Genomic DNA, 17,688 nt, shown 5'->3' on the forward strand with positions numbered 1-17,688 from the left:
CGTGCACTGGACGACCCCGTCCACCCTCCCCTGACTACCTGCATCACGGTGATGGATCAGGTGCGAACCGGCCACTCGGCCAGCGTGATCACGCCTCAACAACGCCATCGTCAGCGCCGCGGTGACCATTGCCGTGTTCTTCACAGTCGAAGGATGTCCACCCGCGTTCACCCCCGCCAAGCCATCAAGCAACAGGGTGCTGTCGCGGAGCTCCTGAACAGACCACCGGGCGGATTGAACGATGCCGGCGATGTCCTCGACCAGCAACGACGCCTAAGGACTCCGGGGCCGGTCACCGTTCGGACGTAGTCGCAGCGAATCCCGACAACGTGGAGCTGGCCAGCGTTCGGCGCGCTCGCCGGACGTTGATCGTGCCCCGATCACCGATGTCCACCGATTCACGTGGACCTCGAGTACGACTGCTCCACCCTCCAACAGCGCCGAATGCCCACACAGGCGTCGCACCAGGTGCGGAAGCGGAGCCAGTCCGAGGCGTCGACCCGGCGGGTGCCCGCTGCCCGCGACGAGCTCACGGCACCCACGATCCGGGCGGCCGCCGCGGTCCGGTGCCAGACCCCACTCACCGATCGGCACCACACAAACTGCAACGCTGCCGGTTCCGTCCACCCTGTTCGATCGTCACGCCAGAAACCTACCGGCGGTCACCGACAGGTTGGCTGCAGCGGGAACCATGTCATGGGCTGGGCGTTCGCGGGAGATGGTGCGAAATCAATGTCTAAATGGTTGGATTCGTCAATTCGTCGGGGGTTGTTGCCAAGCGGTCGGGTCGGAGAAGCAAAGGCCGCAGGCGCAGTCGAGCGCTTCTTCGTCGCGCCTGCGAAGTCGCCGCTGGGCAGGAAATCAGAAACGAAGTCAATGTTCATACCCGGTGCACGCCTCGTGGCCCACCCAGGCGAAAGCTACTTTCGACCATTCAACGCAAAGTGCTCTCGTCCAACGATCTCGAGGACCTCGATGCCGTCGAACGGCGCTTGCTCGCATTGGGGGAACGGTACAACGCCACCGCTCGTCGTTTCACGCAGCACTACATGACCACCGACCAACACCTCGAACGACTCGCCCACCACGACCGAATCCTACAAGTGGCTTGACCCCGACAACCTAACGAACCCAACCATTGCAGCATCTCGCGCGGTGGAATGCTCTGTCGGTGAGGGCCGGCAGCTTCGACGTCTCGAACGCAGCACGTCGGCGACGTAGCCCGCTTAGAAAGTCTGATCACCCGTCGCGTAAGGAGTTGGATCCGCGGCAGCGGGCATTTCCAAAGGAGCCTATGGGCAGACATAATCGATGAGGACCGGGTGGATCGACACCATTACTTTCCTTCGTATGTCGGGGTGCGCTTATCGAGGAAGGCGGCAATGCCTTCGCTGTGATCAGCGGTGTCAAACAAGAGTTGAAAACTGGTGCGTTCCAGCTCGATTGCCGTTGCAAGCGGCGCGTTCTCCGCATGTCGGGCCACGGCGCGGATCGACCGAATACTCAGTGGCGGCTGCTTCACGATCGTCGCGGCGATCGCGATGGCGGCTTCCGTCGTGGCGCCATCGGCCACGACATCGGACACAATGCCGAGCTGTTGCGCAGTCATCGCGTCCACGGGCTCACCGGTCAGCACCATGCGCAGGGCCCGCGCTCTTCCGGCACGCTGCACCAAACGGCTCAGCCCGCCGGCGCCGGGGATCAACCCAACCCTAATCTCCGGCTGTCCGAATTTCGCCGAAGCACCGGCGACCACCAGGTCGCAGGCCATCGCCAGCTCGCAGCCTCCACCCAGGGCGTAGCCCTCGACCGCGGCGATCACTGGAGTGCCCAGCGTATCGAGGACGGAGAACACGCGGCCCGGCTCGTACGTAAGGTGGTCGGTAGGCCGAAAGGTGAACATCTCCTTTAGGTCCGTACCCGCCACGAACACGCCGGCATCTCCCGTGAGGACGATCGCTCGCACATTCGCATCCGCGTCTGCATCCGAAAGCTCCTGGACAAGCAACGCTTTCGTGGTCAGGTTCAATGCATTGCGCACGGCCGGCCTGGTGATACGGACGATGCGAATTCCTGCATTTTCGCCGGAGAGATCTTCGTGGACAACGGATTCGTGATTCATCGCAGATACTCTCGGGTCGGATCCATAGTTGAACTCATCTGATAAATCGAGGAAGCATCACTGATACCATGGCGAACGTCATCATCGTTGGAGCGGTTTTCTTCAAAGGACCACGATCGATCACCGTCTTAGTCGACTCTATTTGCGGCGCACTTTCCCCACGCTCACCATCGTGGACGGTCTTGTCGTCATTGACGCGACTTCCCTCGCCATCGAGTGCGTGCGGTGTCCGCTGAGCTCAGCGGACCAGATCATCACCAGTGACCCGAACCTCCACCCGAAGTAGCTCGCCAGTTTCGGCGTCTGCGACCTCGATCAGCTCGACGGTGTCCAGCGGCTGACACCATTGGTCAAGCTCGGAAAGTCTGTCCGCAGCCGGTCCACGCCGCACCCGAACAGCCTCGGAGTCCGACCCGACCAGTTCCCAGTCCAGCCGCTCGGCCCTCAGTCGCGCCCGCTCCGCTTCTGTTGCCGTCTCGTCCAGCGCGCCACCGGAAGTCAGTACAACGCCATATGCCGCGCGCGCGGCTGCCACAGAGATGATCCCGGCTGAGATGTCGTCGGCTACCCGAGTAGGTTCGCGACGCAGCGGGTCACCGTAGCCACCGCCACCGCCAGCGTGCATGTGCAACACATCTCCGATGTCGGCAACCATGCCGAAGTGCTTTGCATCCAGCGCTCTGACCTGACCATCCAGCTCGGCAAGTGTGGTGGGGACCCTTCCCGAGGCCAACACAGCATCGGCATGAGCTCCGTTGACGAGGTCGAATCCGCTGCTTGAACCCGGGTATCCTCCGACCATTCCAGGAGGTGGAACCTGCCAACAACTGACGAAAACGTGTACGGGCCCACCCTCTGATAACCAGGGAGTCCAGGCGAGGTCGAGCCCATCGCCACCTCGGTATCGGCCCGGCCCGCCAGAGTTGGCGTTCAGCCGCCTCCAGAGGTACAGGACGGGGTAGCTCAGCTCGTTGATCTCGATATCCGGCACGCTGTTCTGGGGCTGTCCCAACGCGCCGCCCACGTCCATGCCGTCCGCGACGGCCTGCCCGCCGCCGCCGCTGCCGCCGCCATGCATATCCAGGAAGGGGGCGAGCTGGCCGCCCTCGTCCGGGGCGTAGAAGACGCTGCCGTTCCACGAATCCTGCCAAGGGGCCATCACGTGCTCCCGGACGAACGGATCGTCACTCTGCGCCTGAATCTGGCCCATCAGCGCGGTGACTACTTTCATGACGCGCATCCCGGTTTCCATATGGCCGGCGGACACCGGGGCGGGCATCCGGACGTCACAGACGGTCTCCGGTTTGGTGACCAATTCGATCGGTCGCAGCGTGCCTTCGTTGATCGGCAGGTCGCAGAGTAGTGACATCAGGAGCGGGGTGGTGACTGCGCCGAAAGTCGTTGGTGCACTGCAGTTGACAAACCCGTCGGTCTGCGGAGCCGAGCCGGAGAAGTCGAAGTTCATTCGATCGGCGTCGACGGTGAGCTTGCAATGCACCTTGTACAGGTCGTTGGTGTGCCCGTTGTGCTCGACAAAATCTTCGGTCTCGTAGACGCCGTCCGGCAGGCTACGGATGCGCTTCCGGACAGCCTCCTCTGCCAGGTCCTGACTTATGCCGACATATCGTTTGAAGTCGGACAGTCCATAGCGTTCCAGTAGTGCCTGCATTCGGTCATCACAGCGGTTGCAGGCGGCGATGAAGCACCGGATATCTGACAGGACCATATGGGGTACTCGGATATTGGTCTCGATGATCCGCCAGATGTCGTCGATCAGCTCGCCTTGGTCGACGATCTTGATGCCAGGAAGTCGAAGCGCCTCCCCGTAGGTCTCGGTGGCCATTGGAGCAAATCCGCCGGGGGCGATCCCACCGAAGTCAGCCACGTGCGCCTCAGCCCAGCACCAGGCGATGAGTTCGTCGCCCGCGAAGATTGGCCGGACGACTCCGATGTCCATCTGATGTGAGCTACCCGTGGTGAACGGATCGTTGCAAATGAACATGTCACCTGGACGGATCTGTTCCGGAGGGACAGTCTGGACAATGTGTCGCACTGCCTGCCGCGCGGGTCCCAAGTAGAAGGGGATGTAGCCCGAATAGCAAATGATGTCGCCCTTGGGATCCGCGATGAAGGTGGAGAAGTCAACCGCCTCGGCGATTGCAGGACTTCCGGATGAACGCATCATCACCACGCCCATCTCGCTAGCGATGTTTTCCAAAGCCTTAGCGAAGATGTCAACGGTAACCAGGTCATATTCGTTTGTGGTCACTGGACAACCTCCTTGTCTACATTGATGTCCGTGAGTACGCAGTTACCCCATTGGTCCATCTCGAGCTGCCAGCCCTGCGGTACTTGAATGGTGGTCAGTGGGTGTTCCACCATCGCCGGGCCGACCAGCCGCGCACCGGGTGCTAGTTGATCGGCGTGGTACACGTCGAGCTCGACTTGCTCTCCAGCGAGCGGTAGGTATACCGAGCGCCGCCCGGAGGACTGCGCGGATGCCTTTCGCACCACGGCCGGTGCCGGCTCGTAGCTCTTGGCGTGTCCAGTCGCAATCACGCGTACCGACATGAGTACGACAGGGTTGCCGACCCATGCCGTGCCCTTGCCGTATTCGGCCTCGTAGCGTTCAGGGAACGCTTCCTGCACCTTGACCAGGTCGGCCTCTGTCAGTTCGTCCTTGCGTGGGATGGGCACCTTCAATTCCCATTGCTGGCCGGCGAACTTGAGGTCGCCTTGCCACTGGACGTCGATCTGATCATCGGAATAGCCAGCGTCCCGCAGCGACTGCGTGAGCTGGGCATCCAGCTCACGCAGGCTGGCCGCGACATCGGTGGCATCTCCACCACTCCACATCGCTGACCGGGCGTGAGTGCGTACGTCGTCGCTGGCCAACAGGCCGTGGGCGGAGAACACCGCCGCATCCGAGGGCAGTACGATCCGCCGGATGCCGAGGCTGCGAGCGATGTCGGCAGCAAAGATGCCAACGGCGCCGCCGAAGGCGAACAGGGAGAAGGTGCGAGGGTCGTGCCCGCGTTCCACAGTCACCGAGCGCACTGCGTTGCTCATGTTCGCGGTCACCATCCGATAGACGGCAGCGGCCGATTGCACCGCATCCAATCCAAGCGGCTTACCCAGCTCACGAGCTAGTGCTTCCTCGGCCTGACTTACAGTCAGTTCCCGGCGCCCACCAAGGAACGCCGCAGGGTCGAGCAGGCCGAGTACCGCGACCGCGTCGGTCACCGTTGGTGCGGTGCCACCCTTGCCATAGCAGATCGGGCCGGGTTCAGCTCCCGCACTGCGTGGCCCGACCTGCGGGACGCCCCGCGAGTCCAGCCATGCGATTGAGCCGCCACCTGCGCCGATCGGGAAGACGTCAATCTTGGACAATGCCGTAAGGAACTGCTCACGAAGCATCACCCGTTGAGTGACCAAGGGTTCGGCGCCCTGCAGCACCGACACATCGAACGACGTACCACCCATGTCGGCGGTCACTAAGTCGGTGACACCCAGCCGGCGAGCGAGCGCGCGTGCACCGATAACCCCACCGGCAGGTCCGGAGTCGATCAGTGTGATCGGCCGTTTCCGTGCCTCTTCAGCAGACAGGGTTCCGCCGAACCCTTGCATGAAGACCACTGGTACACGAAGCCCGCGCTGGGATAGCTCGCTTTCGACGCGCCCGATGTATTCGGCAACCCGCTGGCCGGTGAAGGCGTTGAGCACCGTGGTCATGGTCCGCTCGTATTCCCGGATGACGGGATGCAGCCTGGCCGAGACACTCAGGAAGATGTCCGGATGTTCTTCTTCGACGATGCGGGCGATCAGTTCTTCATGCTCTGGGTTGAGGAAGCTCCACAGTAGTGATACTGCGATCGCCTCAACTCCCTCACCGACCAGTGTTTTCACCGCGTGACGCGCATTTGCTTCTGTCAGGGCCACCACGGCTGTGCCCTTGCGGTCCACCCGTTCGGTGACCTCCACCACCCGATTGCGAGGCACAATCTGTGGCAGGTTCAGCTGCTGATGCGGGTCGCGGTGTGCATTGCGGGCCGAGCGGGCGACCAAAAGGTTGTCCCCGAAACCCTCGGTTGTGATCAGCCCTACGCGAGCCCCCCGCAGCTCGGCGATCGAGTTGGTGACCACGGTGGTGCCGTTGACGAATCGGCTCGTGGCACCCAGTAGCTCAGTCAGCGGAACCTCGACCCTTTTTGCTAGGTTCTCCAGCGCATCAACCAACCCGTAGGTCAGGTTGTCGGGGGTGGTGAATGCCTTATCGATAAATACACTGCCGTCGCTGGCTACAGCTGCGACATCGGTGAAGGTGCCGCCGATATCGCAGCCGATTTGGTATTCGATCACCGTTCAAACCCCTTACATCCTTGACTCGGAACAGTCTGCGAGTCAGGGATACCGACCCGCGTCGAACGGATGGCGGTGCCGTAGATGAGCACCGCCATCGCGACCTCTACTTTTGCCTTCATCGAACTGCCTCTCTGCAGTCGTGGCTTACGAGAATTTGGGGCCGTCGCTGAGGTCGGCCGTCGAGCGGGGTGATTCGCTGAAGCGTCGGGTTGTCAGCCGATTGGCTGGTTCCGGCCAATCGGCAACGTGGCTTAAACCTGGGCTAGGCCACCATCCGCGAACAGTTCTACGCCGGTGATAAAGCTTGACTCGTCACTGGAAAGGAAAGCGACGGCTCGGGCAATTTCAAGGGGGTCCGCGATCCGTCCGACTGGGTTGTCTTCTCCCATGGACTTGACCGCGGCGGCGACCTTGTCCTCCCCGAGAGCCTGGCCGAGTGCTGACCTGAGTGATTCGGTGTCCACAGCACCGGGGCTGACGACGTTGATGCGAATACCGGAGCCTTTGAGGTCCTGGATCCAGGTCCGAGCGAAATTACGCACAGCAGCCTTCGCGCCGCCATAAAGGCTCATTCCGCGGGGCGGCTGGATAGACGCCGTAGACCCGATAAGGACAACTGTGCTGCCCTCAGTGAGGAACGGGAGCGCAGACTGGACCGTGAATAGGACTCCCTTTACGTTGGTGTTGAACGTTCGATCGAACTGTTCCTCGGTAATTGTGCCGAGAGCACCGTGATCGCCAATGCCGGCGTTAGCCACGACAGCGTCCAGCCGCCCGTGCCGCGCCATCACCTCTTTGTACAGCGAGTCCATGTCCGCGGAACTTGAAACGTCGGCAGCGAAACCCGAACACTTCGAGCCGATTTCGGCAACCGCCTTGTCCACCGACTCCTGGTTGAGGTCGGCGATGACAACGCTAGCGCCGCGATCTACGAACTCCGTGGCGATCGCGAAGCCGATTCCTGATGCGCCGCCGGTGACAACCGCGACTTTTCCTTCGATTCCAGACATTGTTTGTTTCCTCTCAGCGGAGTTGTAATACGTCGATTTGACGGCCCGCTCAGCCAAGGTGACATGAAGACAACCTCAGCTGACCGGTGCGATGAGTCAGCTCTGGGCGGTAGGTCGAACGACGATCTCACCGACGTCGACATTGGAAGGCTGCTCGATCGCAAAGGCGATCGCGCGAGCGATCGCGTCAGCGGGAACAGCGAACTTGTCCCGCGCTTCGATCAGTTGGGCTCTGACATCGGGATTGTTAATAGCCTCGACGAAAGCCGTGTTGACGAAGCCAGGCGATACTATGGTTACGCGCAGATCTTCGCCGGCTTCCTGCCGCAAACCTTCGGACAATGCTCGCACTGCGAACTTCGTGGCGGCGTATACCGCTTGGTTCGGTACAACCTTGTGTCCCGCGGTGGACGCGGTATTGACGACGTGTCCGAATCCCTGGGCCCGGAAAATGGGTAGGGCCGCGGCGATTCCGTACAGGACACCCTTGAGGTTGATATCAATCATCGCCTCCCAATCGTCGACGCACAGGTCGTCCAAAGGAGCGATAGGACCGATGCCGGCGTTGTTGACAATGACGTCGAGCTTCCCGAAACGCTCAGACGCTAGAGCGACGAGTTTGGCTACATCAGCACGTTGACGGACATCGGTCCGCGCGTAGGCCACCTCACCGCCTGCGGCCGTGACGCGGTCCGCCAACTCTTTGAGGCGATCTTCCTGCAGGTCCCCAGCGACGACCTTGGCGCCACTTGCAGCCAGTCGTAGCGCTGTCGCCTCCCCGATACCACCGCCCGCTCCAGTAATCACGACAACTTTGTCTTGGATTTCTGACATGACTTCCTCTTCCTGTTCCATTCCTAAGGACTCCAGGCCCGTTTGAGTCGGCAGATCGACTAGGTCTTGAACGCCGTCAGGGGCGTCCGGCGCGCGGGACGTCGACTGTGGTGGCAAGCAACTGTGCGTCACGCGCGGCAGAGCGGGCTTCCTCGTCAGAGTCCGGCGCCGCACACATAAACAGTGTTCGACCGTCCGCACCGCCGAGCATGCATGCGAACACACCCGCCCCAGGCTCGATCGTGTCCACGATCTCGCCGCCACGGACGACGCGAAGGACCCGGCCGTTCACGGCATCAGCTACCCATAAGGCTCCGTCGGCATCGAGACAGCATCCGTCGGGAGTGACGCTTAGCCCAGGCAAAAAGTCAGCGATTGCGCGCCCAGTGGGTAACGGGCCAAATCGCGCAAAGTCACGACGACCAGTCAGGCCACCGTCAGGCTGGATGTCGAACTCTGTGACTCGGTTACCGAAGGACTCGCCGACTATCAACGACCCGTCGTCGCTGATGACCATCCCATTCGGGAACCATAGATCGTCCGCGACCTCGGTTACTGCGCCGTCAGGATCGACACATAGCAGGACGGCCGTCTCCATAGGCGCACCAGACTGAAGGTCGAATCCGAAATTGCCGACATAGGCACGGCCGTCAGCGGCGACAACCATGTCATTCGGATATCCGCATGCGCGGTCGCCCAAATAGGCATGCGTCACAAGCGCACCAGAGACTTCACGCCGTAACAACCGGTGATCGCGCATCGAGACGACGACCAACCGGCCATCTGGCAGCCAGCCGATCCCGGACGGCTGCTGCGGAACCACAGCCTCCACGCGCAGGTCAGCGCCGGTTTCGGTCGCGGAGAGAATCTGATTCGTGAAAAAGTCGGTGACCCAGATCCGCCCCTCATGCCAACGTGGGGATTCAAGGAAGGTGTGGCCGGTAAGGACGACTCTCAAATCGCGACTCATGAGTACGCCGCTGCCCTGGCACCAGCGAATCGCAGCTCGCCATTGACGCCCGAATGACCTGCGGTCCCCCCGTCCCGTTCGCCGCGCGAGCGGTGGAACGGAGATCCAGGGTGAGATCGTGACGAATCAACGAAACGTTGAAGAGGACGGTGCGTAGCAATATCCGGTGGGTTCACATCTGTCCTCTCCGGCGACAGCGGCGGTAGAGATCGACTCGCTATCTGAATGAATTAGATATCTGAATGCGTAGTATTACCCAATCGTATCTGCTGCGCAATACCCCTGACACGGATGTTGCAGCCATACGGCCCGTAGCTGTCGACGGAATTCCTGATGACAAATGGACCGAATATGCAAGTGCCACAGACACTTTGATGAACTGTGGCCGCTAGCGCAGCCCTGCGACGGCTAGCCGTAAATGTCAGGAGCGGCGATGCGGCCGAGATTGTCCACGTGCGTGGTCCTGGGCGCTGCGATAGCAGCGCGAGCAGCTGTATGGGCCCCGTCCTACGAGTAAGCGCCGGACTACAGCGGGGCGATGCCAACATCAGATTCGCCGCCAAGGCATCGACCGCATTGGATGCGTTCAACATCGGTGGGGGCGGTGCGAGCCATCTCAATCGCGAGGAGAGTGGTTCACCAGAGGCCCGGTGGATGGGGCGTTGTCAGTGTTCGGATCGGCAACTTCGTGGGCGGCTTTGTAACGGTCAACTCGGCGGACATGATCGCGCTACTGGCTGCAGCAGCACCCCGGAATGTGCATGTTTGGGCACCTGTGTCATCGGCGTCGGCCAGTCCAGTCGAAGCGAAACCAACACTGGAACAATCGAGTAAGTCCTCACGGACGGTACAGACAACGTCAACAACTACATCTGACGACGAGGGTGCCGGGAAGCAGGCGCGCATGACTGCCTGACGATGCTTTCTCGACGTGCCACTACGCGAAGATAGTGATGATCCGGGTCAGTAGTCAGAGTTCGATATCGTGCCCGATGGCACCTCGTGCTCGCCGCGGCTCGTTCCGGCATCGCGGCCCTGAGCCATTCGCCGACCGGCCCGACCAGTCCCCAGCTGATCACCGCAAAGGCACCCCGCACGGATCGTCACGGCCGGCCGCTGGAAACAGTCCGATTCCCGAAACAGGTCCGCACAGACCGGGTCGTCGCGGTCCGGGAACGCACACGATCGCGTCCGACTCTTGACCAAGGCACCGGAATAGCACCCGAGGATGCCGTGGCTGGCAGTACGAGCGGAGTTGGGCCACTTGTGCGCGCCCTTGCGACGCCACGTTGCAATATTCCGTTTCACCCGCGGCACGGATGGCTGACGGCGCGTTCGTCTTCAAAGGTGGCCGCTCTACGCGACGGCGCGGGCAGCGACGCGCCCCGAACATCGCGATTGGCCCGTCTCCCCGCGGCATCAGCCCTGACCATCTGCATGGTGGGCCAAAGTTGTTTCTTGTGTTCAGAATTCGTCTTGATCGCCACGGACCGTGCCGCTGTTGAACTTGAGAGTAGCCGCTTCATGGAAGAAGACACAGACCATCGTCAAGTCGTCCGCGTCCCGAGACAAGGCAGTGTCGCCGCCCCGGCATTTCGATACATCTTCCGATATGACCGGCGCGGCGTCAGTCCACCTCCCGGGAGCGCTCCGGGAAGTCGTCGCTCTCAGCGGGCACTACGCAAAACGGCAATCCCGCCGGATCACGCAATACAACGTAATAGTCAGTCCGCTTCTTCGCGTGCCGACGACCGACAGGCCAGGGGTGACGAAACTCGTGGCGCTCGACCTCCACCGCACCGCACGCCCGAAGTCGCGTCAGTTCGGCTTCGACGTCGTCCGTCTCGATGTCGATGTGGAACCGAGCCGAATCGGTGCCGACATCCTGGACGAGAACGCGATCCCGAGCCGCGGCGTCGTCCAGAACATGGTACTCCGGGTGCTCCGTACCGCGCCGGGAGCGTGCATCCAGTGCGGTAGCCCAGAACGCCTGGGTGCGGTCGTAGTCGCTGGACGGTACGTCGATCAAGATGCTCCGCACCAGTATCCGGTGAGTCATGACCCACCCTCCGATTTAGCTAGTGGTTGGAAACCTATTAACAGGTATCTGAATGTACAGTATTTCCTCGGATAGGCACACAGTTCGATGCCGCGAGACCACTGAGGATTCCCGCTTGCGATCCGGGCTCACGTTCCCGGCGGCCGGTGAAGGGGACTCGTGACGAGTTGTAGGCACCGGCTGGGTCGGCGAACGGACGTCGGGCCAGTCTGGTTGGACCACACGTTTCGTGCCCCAAACTAGAGTCCAAGGTCGGCGGCCTGCGCCGCCACTACGTCCTTCGCCGCCTCGATGTGTCGCCTCATGCGAGCGGCCGCAGCGTCGGCGTCACCGTCCAGGATGGCCTTCCTGATACGGGCATGCGCTCTGTCAGTCTCTGGACTGCTGTGATGACCGTTCGAGGCAGAGCCACCGCGCAACGACTCTGCCACGTTGATCAACACGTCCACGAACATGACGTTGACAGTGTTGTTCGACAGCCGGGCAACGGCCAAATGGAAGTCGTGTCCTTCCACAGTGCGCATCGCCTCCTCACGCTCGGCGCGCGGCGCCTTCGCCGCCAGGGCGGCACATTCGACCTCGACGAGAAGGCGCGTGTCGAAGACTTCCTGCACAGAGGCATGGCGAGACCGCAAGAAGACTGCCGTGGCATGTGTGACCGCACTCGCGTCCGGCCGTCGGCAAAACAGGCCACCATTCACGCCACGACGGACGACCAGCAGGTTCTCCTGCTCGAGGATCCGCGCGGCTTGCCGCAACGTCGGCCGACTCACGCCGAGCCGCTCGATCAGATCATCCTCAGAGCCGAGGTAGCTGTTTTCCCCGTCGCGGAGCAAGATCTCCTCACGAAGCACCTCCGCGGTTGCCTGTGGCGCGGCCGTCAGTACCACTTTGCGCATAGAATCCGTCACCTCAGGGTCTCCATTGGAAAGAAGTAGTAGAAATGCTTCTTAAGGATACCCATAGTGTACGTTCGATGTATGCATGAGGTTGAGTGGCGAACTCTGGCTTCTGGTTTCGCGATGCCGGAGGCACCTCTATGGGATCACAAAAGCCAGTCGTTGCTCATCACTGACGTTCAGGCAGGCGGTGTGTGGCACGTCACTGAAGATCGCAAAGACCTCCTTGTCCCGCACCGACGAGGCATCGGCGGGCTGGCCCGCGAGGCTAACGGTGGTTTGATCGTCTCTGGCAAGAACCTGTCAGTGAAGTCGGATGCCGGCAACCTTGTACTCGCCACACCCGCAGGTGGTTCACCCACCGCACGCTTCAACGATCTGACCGTGTCCGAAGCCGGCCGGATCTATGTCGGCTCCATAGACTCGGAACCTGGCGGCCGCGTCAATCAGCCAGGCGAACTCGTCATGATCGACACAGATGGCGCCCAGACCGTTGTGGCGACCGGCCTGCAGAAGACGAATGGCCTTGGGTTCTCCCCCGATGGCAAATGGTTGTATCACGTCGATACCGGCGTCGGAATTGTGTGGCGGCATGAGGTGCACGCTACGGGAACCCTTGTGGATAGTCGGCCACTTACGCAGTGGAACAACGGCATTCCCGACGGACTCGCGGTAGCCTCGGACGGAACCGTATGGGTCGCGGTCGCCGACCTCGACGACTGGAGCTACATCTGCATCCTCTCACCGAGCGGCGAGGAGCTACGCAGGATTCCGACCAGAGAGCGATCGGTGACGAGCCTCTGCTTCGGCGGGCCAGATCTGCGCACCGTCTTCGTCACAGTCGGTGGCGCTTACGACCGGAATGCACAGAACGGCAGGGTCGACACCTTCTATTCCGACGTAGCGGGTCTCCCACGGCCGTTCGCACGGATCGAAGTCGCCCCCGACTGACAGACGGTCAGATCGATTACACCGCTCCCCCGCGGACGATGCCTGCCTCACCCTGCCCTAGAACCGCGACCGTAGTCACGATGACAGCACCCCTGCGTCATGTCGCCCTTCCACTGTTGGCTGTCGAATGCCTCTTGGTGCGCTCGGGACACAGGTGGGTCCGTACCAGCGCGCGGAGCGTAACCGATCGCGCAGGTGTAAGACACGAATGCACGAGGCTCTGTCGCTCGCGGATGCGTGAAGACCTCAGCAAGCGCGAGATCCTTCGCTGTCTCACACACGTCATCGTCCGAAAAGTGCTTGCGGCTCCGACAAGGGCTGTCACAGCCGAAGAACTCGCGCCGACCGCTTGACGCATTCGACACTTAAACCGGACCCTTGCCACCGAGTGGCCGCGCCGAGATCCATGTCCAGCGAAGCCCCGCTCGGCGGCCTATCCGGGCCACGATCCAATCACCACTCCCCACACCGGAACTCGACGTAGAGTCACCCGTCGACCCTTGTCGGCGTCCACCACGCCCCACGAAATTCAGCTAGCCACCACCGCGGTATCGAACACACATGATCGCCTTCAAGCGCCTCGACAAAACAGGTATTGGAATATAGCATTTACCACACTGTAATGGTGTCATCTCAAGGAGTTGCACATGGTCGACAGTCCCACGCGTCAACAACCCGACACGAACATGAGGCAGCCCGGAGCGCATGCCACGGACAGCGACCGGCCGGCCGTGGTCATGGTCAACAGCGGCGCCACCGTGAGCTATCGGGAATTAGATGAGAGATCGAAGCGGTTGGCCCAGCTACTCAAAGCCGCGGGCCTCAAGCGAGGCGATCGGGTCGCAATCTTGCTTGAGAACCATCCGAGATACTTCGAAGTCTTTTGGGCTGCACAACGTTCAGGAATGCACACAGTACCGATCAACTGGCACCTCAAGGCGGAGGAGGCCGGCTACATCGTCGCGGACAGCGGCGCGTCCGCGCTTATCGTCTCCGCTGCCTTGAGCGAAACCGCGTCAGAGCTCGAACCGTATCTGGCGAACGTTTCCGTTCGCCTGATGATCGACGGCGCCATGCCCGGTTACCAGAGCTACGAGGAATCAGTTGGGGCGTACCCGGCGACTGAACTCGATGACGAAGTCGAAGGCGCCTTCATGTTCTACTCCTCCGGGACCACGGGCCGGCCGAAAGGCATCAAGCCCTCGATCTCCAGCGAGCCGTTCGGAACCGGCGGCGGCGCACACCTGACCCTCCTGCAAACCATGTACGGGTTCTCACCCGAGACGGTCTACCTCTGCCCGGCGCCGCTTTATCATGCCGCCGGTGTGGGTTGGGTGGCAGCGGCACACCGCCTCGGCGCCACCGTGCTGGTGATGGAGAAGTTCGACCCCCTGCGCGTTCTACAACTGATCGAGCAATACCGCGTCACGCACGCTCACTTCGTCCCCACTCATTTCGTGCGCATGCTCAAGCTTCCGGACGGCGACCGCCTCAAATACGATCACTCCAGCCTCCGCGTAGTGGTCCACGCCGCTGCCCCCTGCCCGGTGGACGTCAAGCTGGCCATGATCGACTGGTGGGGGCCGATCATCTGCGAGTTCTATGCCGGTAGCGAGGGCAACGGATTCTGCGCCATCAACTCCGAGCAGTGGCTGCAGCACCGGGGATCGGTCGGGGTACCGATGATCGGCATCGTGCACGTTCTGGATGAGGACGGCAAAGAAGTACCGACCGGAGAGGTCGGCCAAATCTGGTTCGAGGGCGGCCCAGCTTTCGAGTACCACAATGATCCAACCAAAACTGCCGCTGCGATCAATGATCGTGGATGGAGCACACTCGGCGACGTCGGTCGGCTCGACGAGGACGGATTCTTGTACCTGACCGATCGTGTCAGCCACATGATCATCTCTGGGGGCGTGAACATCTACCCCCAGGAGATCGAGGATGCCCTCGCGCTACACCCCGCGGTGCAGGATGTGGCCGTGGTCGGGGTTCCGCATCCGGACATGGGCGAAGCGGTCAAAGCAGTGGTAGTTCCCTCCCCCGGAACCACTCCAGGCCCCGAACTCGAGAAAGAACTCATCGCCCATTGCCGGTCACGTCTGGCTCATTACAAAAGCCCCACCTCCGTGGACTTCACCGACGAGCTTCCACGCCTGCCCACGGGAAAACTTCTCAAGCGCGAGATCCGGGCCAGGTATTGGTAGCCAGAGGGTCGACCACAACGGCGACAAATTCCAGCCGCGTCCCACGGCACGTGCTCGACAAGGGCATCTGTCACGCCTACATCAAGACCCGCAGACCCCGCCTGAATGGCAAAGTCGAGTGATCACACCACGTCGACGCCGAAGGTTTCTACCGTCTGCTCGACGTCAATCGACGATAGGAGCATCCTTCAAGCCCAACTCAAGGATTGTTCAGCCTCTTCTACAACTACCACCCACCCGCATCTACCACCCGCATCGCGGGCCGGTGCGGTCTTGAACCGCCCCGACATGTCCGAGAAGTTTGATGTGCCCTGACTCCAGGCGAGACGAGGGAGTGGGTTTCTACGATCTCATCCCGACGGAGGCGGATCTGTGCCGAAGCCGTATCTCGAAGAGTTCCGATGCAATGCACTCGTCCTGACGGCCGGTCGGCAGACCGGTCGCAGCGGTCACCGCATCAGCGATCAGACGATCTACGCGGGGCGCAAGCAGAAGCTCACCTGGGGAAACAGTCGAAGCTGGCGGCCGCGCGCAAAACGCCCAGCGAACTTGCAACCCAGGTTCGCGGCCACAGCGACGATGGCTTGGAGGACTCCCCGGAAGCCGGCGGCGGCTGCTCAGGAGTCCGAAGCCGGAGCATGCGGTCCGGCATGCTCCGGCTGATCGAGCAGCTCCGCGGTGTCCATGCCACTTCGGCGGCACCTACGGGGCGCGCGCCACGTGCACACCGAGTTCACCTCGGCCTCAGCATTGTGGCCGGCCATGGCCGGATCGAGCTCGTTTACGGTGCGTGCAGGCATCAGAGGTCTGTTGGAGAGGAAGCGGCCTCATCCTAGACCTCAGACCCTGGCTGCCGATGATCTGGCGGGCCGATTGTTCACCCGTCAATATCCAAATACTCTGTCGATCAATGACATTAACTAAAGACATAGCTATGAGGGAGGCCTAGGTGCGCGGTCGTCCTGGACACCATCTCCCGATGCCACTGCGAGTCCGCCTGGCGTGCTCAGCGACACGGGCCACACGTGCTTGGTGTGTCTTTCGACAGCAGCCAGACCGCCGCCCTGGCGAGGGACACCCTGTCAATTGCGTTCTCGAACCGCGCCCCGTCAGGTAGCCCCACGATCCACTCCGATCGTGGGGCTACCGTTCGCCTCGTGGACAATCACCGATCGAGCGAAGCGTTCGGACCAGATTCTGTTCATGGTCCAATCGACGGGGCGAGTTGCGCAATGTCCTCGGAGTGCGATTGCCTACGACAACGCTATGATCGAATCATTCTGGGGAAGAAGACAAACCGACTTCTCGGCAGAGAGCGGTGGCGGATCGGGCTCGCGAACTCGACCGCTACCACCTGAGATCTTCCACAACCGCTGCAGTAAGAGACGTCGTCAGACAAGCTCAAAGCCGAGAACCAGCGAAGCCGATCACCGTCAACCGCACACTCACTGTCAGACCTTCCGAGTCACGCCGCCGTCCACCCGCACGATGGCACCTGTCGTGAAGCTGGCAGCGGGGCTGGCCAGGTATAGCGCCATTGCTGCGATGTCATCGGGTTCGCCCAAGCGGCCGAGGGGCACGCCTCTACCTTCTCGCTGTTCAGTGGTCCATGCCCTTGTCACGTCGGTGCGAACTGGGCCGGGAAGGATGCCGTTGACGCGCACGTCCGGAGCAAAGGCATCGGCCAAGCCGACTGTCAGGGCGTTCAGTCCCGCCTTGGCACAGGCGTATGGCAGTTCCGTCGGGGACGCGAGCAGCGAACCGATGGTTCCGACGTTGATGATTGCGCCGCCGCTGTTGGCCGCCATGTGGGTAGCTGCGCGCACGCCCAGGCGGAAGGGTCCTTTCAGGTTGACGTTCAAGGTCTTGTCGTACAGTTCCTCGCTGACCGCCATCAGGTTTGGATAGAGCGGAGACATCCCGGCGTTGTTCACGAGGATGTCGAGCTTTCCGAAGGTATCCAGAACGTTGTCGATCAGCCTGTCACAGTCGTCCCAGTGCCCGACGTGGCAGTCCATCGGTACTGCCCGGCGACCGGTTGAGGCGGAGATCTCCTTCGCCGCCTGCTGGCAGGCCTCGATCTTCCGAGACACGATCACCACGTCAGCGCCGGCGGCCGCGTAGCACTCTGCAATAGCTCGACCGATACCGCGACTTGCTCCCGTCACCACGGCCACACGCCCCGTCAACGTGAATTTCTCGAGTACGCTCATGACCTCGATTCCTTTCGGTGTTGAACGTCGACACCAAGCCAGGGTCGGTGACGGGTCACGC

13 protein-coding genes are annotated in these 17,688 nt (G+C 61.7%); 3 read left to right on the forward strand and 10 right to left on the reverse strand.

Annotated features, from left to right (window positions below; all coding sequences use genetic code 11):
• Positions 1 to 662: 662 nt before the first annotated feature.
• Positions 663 to 884 carry a hypothetical protein gene (locus tag ACFWAY_RS18230; RefSeq protein WP_378511538.1) on the reverse strand — a complete coding sequence of 74 codons (222 nt, stop codon included), beginning with the start codon at positions 882 to 884 and terminating at the stop codon, positions 663 to 665.
• Between the two features lie 60 nt (positions 885 to 944).
• Between ACFWAY_RS18230 and ACFWAY_RS18235 the strand changes: the two genes are divergently transcribed.
• The gene (locus tag ACFWAY_RS18235) at positions 945 to 1,112 is read left to right on the forward strand and encodes a hypothetical protein (protein WP_378511539.1); all 168 of its coding nucleotides are present in this window, start codon (positions 945 to 947) and stop codon (positions 1,110 to 1,112) included.
• A gap of 224 nt (positions 1,113 to 1,336) precedes the next feature.
• On the opposite strand, the gene ACFWAY_RS18240 is transcribed toward ACFWAY_RS18235, so the two are convergent.
• From ACFWAY_RS18240 to ACFWAY_RS18275, 8 genes are all read right to left on the reverse strand, one after another.
• On the reverse strand, positions 1,337 to 2,122 hold the full coding sequence (locus ACFWAY_RS18240) for an enoyl-CoA hydratase-related protein (protein WP_378511540.1): 786 nt from the start codon (positions 2,120 to 2,122) through the stop codon (positions 1,337 to 1,339).
• A gap of 238 nt (positions 2,123 to 2,360) precedes the next feature.
• Entirely contained in the window at positions 2,361 to 4,391 is a 2,031-nt protein-coding gene (locus tag ACFWAY_RS18245; RefSeq protein ID WP_378511541.1) for a hydantoinase B/oxoprolinase family protein, read from the reverse strand.
• On the reverse strand, positions 4,388 to 6,481 hold the full coding sequence (locus tag ACFWAY_RS18250; protein WP_378511542.1) for a hydantoinase/oxoprolinase family protein: 2,094 nt from the start codon (positions 6,479 to 6,481) through the stop codon (positions 4,388 to 4,390). Before ACFWAY_RS18250 ends, ACFWAY_RS18245 begins: the two co-directional genes overlap by 4 nt.
• Positions 6,482 to 6,735: 254 nt before the next feature.
• Positions 6,736 to 7,494 (reverse strand): SDR family NAD(P)-dependent oxidoreductase, encoded by a 759-nt coding sequence (locus ACFWAY_RS18255; RefSeq protein ID WP_378511543.1) that lies wholly within the window; start codon positions 7,492 to 7,494, stop codon positions 6,736 to 6,738.
• Positions 7,495 to 7,590: 96 nt separating this feature from the next.
• The gene (locus ACFWAY_RS18260) at positions 7,591 to 8,328 is read right to left on the reverse strand and encodes an SDR family oxidoreductase (RefSeq protein WP_156046606.1); all 738 of its coding nucleotides are present in this window, start codon (positions 8,326 to 8,328) and stop codon (positions 7,591 to 7,593) included.
• A gap of 76 nt (positions 8,329 to 8,404) precedes the next feature.
• On the reverse strand, positions 8,405 to 9,298 hold the full coding sequence (locus ACFWAY_RS18265; protein ID WP_378511544.1) for an SMP-30/gluconolactonase/LRE family protein: 894 nt from the start codon (positions 9,296 to 9,298) through the stop codon (positions 8,405 to 8,407).
• Positions 9,299 to 10,925: 1,627 nt separating this feature from the next.
• Positions 10,926 to 11,357, reverse strand: a complete 432-nt coding sequence (locus ACFWAY_RS18270; protein WP_052033151.1) for a VOC family protein — start codon at positions 11,355 to 11,357, stop codon at positions 10,926 to 10,928.
• 239 nt (positions 11,358 to 11,596) lie between these two features.
• On the reverse strand, positions 11,597 to 12,256 hold the full coding sequence (locus ACFWAY_RS18275) for a FadR/GntR family transcriptional regulator (protein ID WP_378511545.1): 660 nt from the start codon (positions 12,254 to 12,256) through the stop codon (positions 11,597 to 11,599).
• Between the two features lie 81 nt (positions 12,257 to 12,337).
• Here ACFWAY_RS18275 and ACFWAY_RS18280 point away from each other — a divergent pair, with 81 nt between their 5' ends.
• Together ACFWAY_RS18280 and ACFWAY_RS18285 are read left to right on the forward strand one after the other, a co-directional pair.
• Complete coding sequence (locus ACFWAY_RS18280; protein WP_378511546.1) at positions 12,338 to 13,207, forward strand: SMP-30/gluconolactonase/LRE family protein; 870 nt, start codon at positions 12,338 to 12,340, stop codon at positions 13,205 to 13,207.
• 647 nt (positions 13,208 to 13,854) lie between these two features.
• Positions 13,855 to 15,414, forward strand: coding sequence for an acyl-CoA synthetase (locus tag ACFWAY_RS18285; RefSeq protein ID WP_378511547.1), 1,560 nt, complete (start codon positions 13,855 to 13,857; stop codon positions 15,412 to 15,414).
• A 1,451-nt stretch (positions 15,415 to 16,865) separates the two neighbouring features.
• On the opposite strand, the gene ACFWAY_RS18290 is transcribed toward ACFWAY_RS18285, so the two are convergent.
• Positions 16,866 to 17,627, reverse strand: coding sequence for an SDR family NAD(P)-dependent oxidoreductase (locus ACFWAY_RS18290; RefSeq protein ID WP_378511548.1), 762 nt, complete (start codon positions 17,625 to 17,627; stop codon positions 16,866 to 16,868).
• Between the last annotated feature and the right edge of the window lie 61 nt (positions 17,628 to 17,688).

It is taken from the genome of Rhodococcus sp. NPDC059968 (assembly GCF_042738615.1).
GTDB lineage: Bacteria > Actinomycetota > Actinomycetes > Mycobacteriales > Mycobacteriaceae > Rhodococcus_F.

Bases quoted from the DNA above. Each gene is read 5' to 3' on its own strand.
- ACFWAY_RS18275 (WP_378511545.1), bottom strand. From the start codon at position 12,256: ATGCGCAAAGTGGTACTGACGGCCGCGCCACAGGCAACCGCGGAGGTG.
- ACFWAY_RS18285 (WP_378511547.1), top strand. From the start codon at position 13,855: ATGGTCGACAGTCCCACGCGTCAACAACCCGACACGAACATGAGGCAG.
- ACFWAY_RS18280 (WP_378511546.1), top strand. From the start codon at position 12,338: ATGCATGAGGTTGAGTGGCGAACTCTGGCTTCTGGTTTCGCGATGCCG.
- ACFWAY_RS18260 (WP_156046606.1), bottom strand. From the start codon at position 8,328: ATGTCAGAAATCCAAGACAAAGTTGTCGTGATTACTGGAGCGGGCGGT.
- ACFWAY_RS18290 (WP_378511548.1), bottom strand. From the start codon at position 17,627: ATGAGCGTACTCGAGAAATTCACGTTGACGGGGCGTGTGGCCGTGGTG.
- ACFWAY_RS18265 (WP_378511544.1), bottom strand. From the start codon at position 9,298: ATGAGTCGCGATTTGAGAGTCGTCCTTACCGGCCACACCTTCCTTGAA.
- ACFWAY_RS18240 (WP_378511540.1), bottom strand. From the start codon at position 2,122: ATGAATCACGAATCCGTTGTCCACGAAGATCTCTCCGGCGAAAATGCA.
- ACFWAY_RS18255 (WP_378511543.1), bottom strand. From the start codon at position 7,494: ATGTCTGGAATCGAAGGAAAAGTCGCGGTTGTCACCGGCGGCGCATCA.
- ACFWAY_RS18230 (WP_378511538.1), bottom strand. From the start codon at position 884: ATGAACATTGACTTCGTTTCTGATTTCCTGCCCAGCGGCGACTTCGCA.
- ACFWAY_RS18270 (WP_052033151.1), bottom strand. From the start codon at position 11,357: ATGACTCACCGGATACTGGTGCGGAGCATCTTGATCGACGTACCGTCC.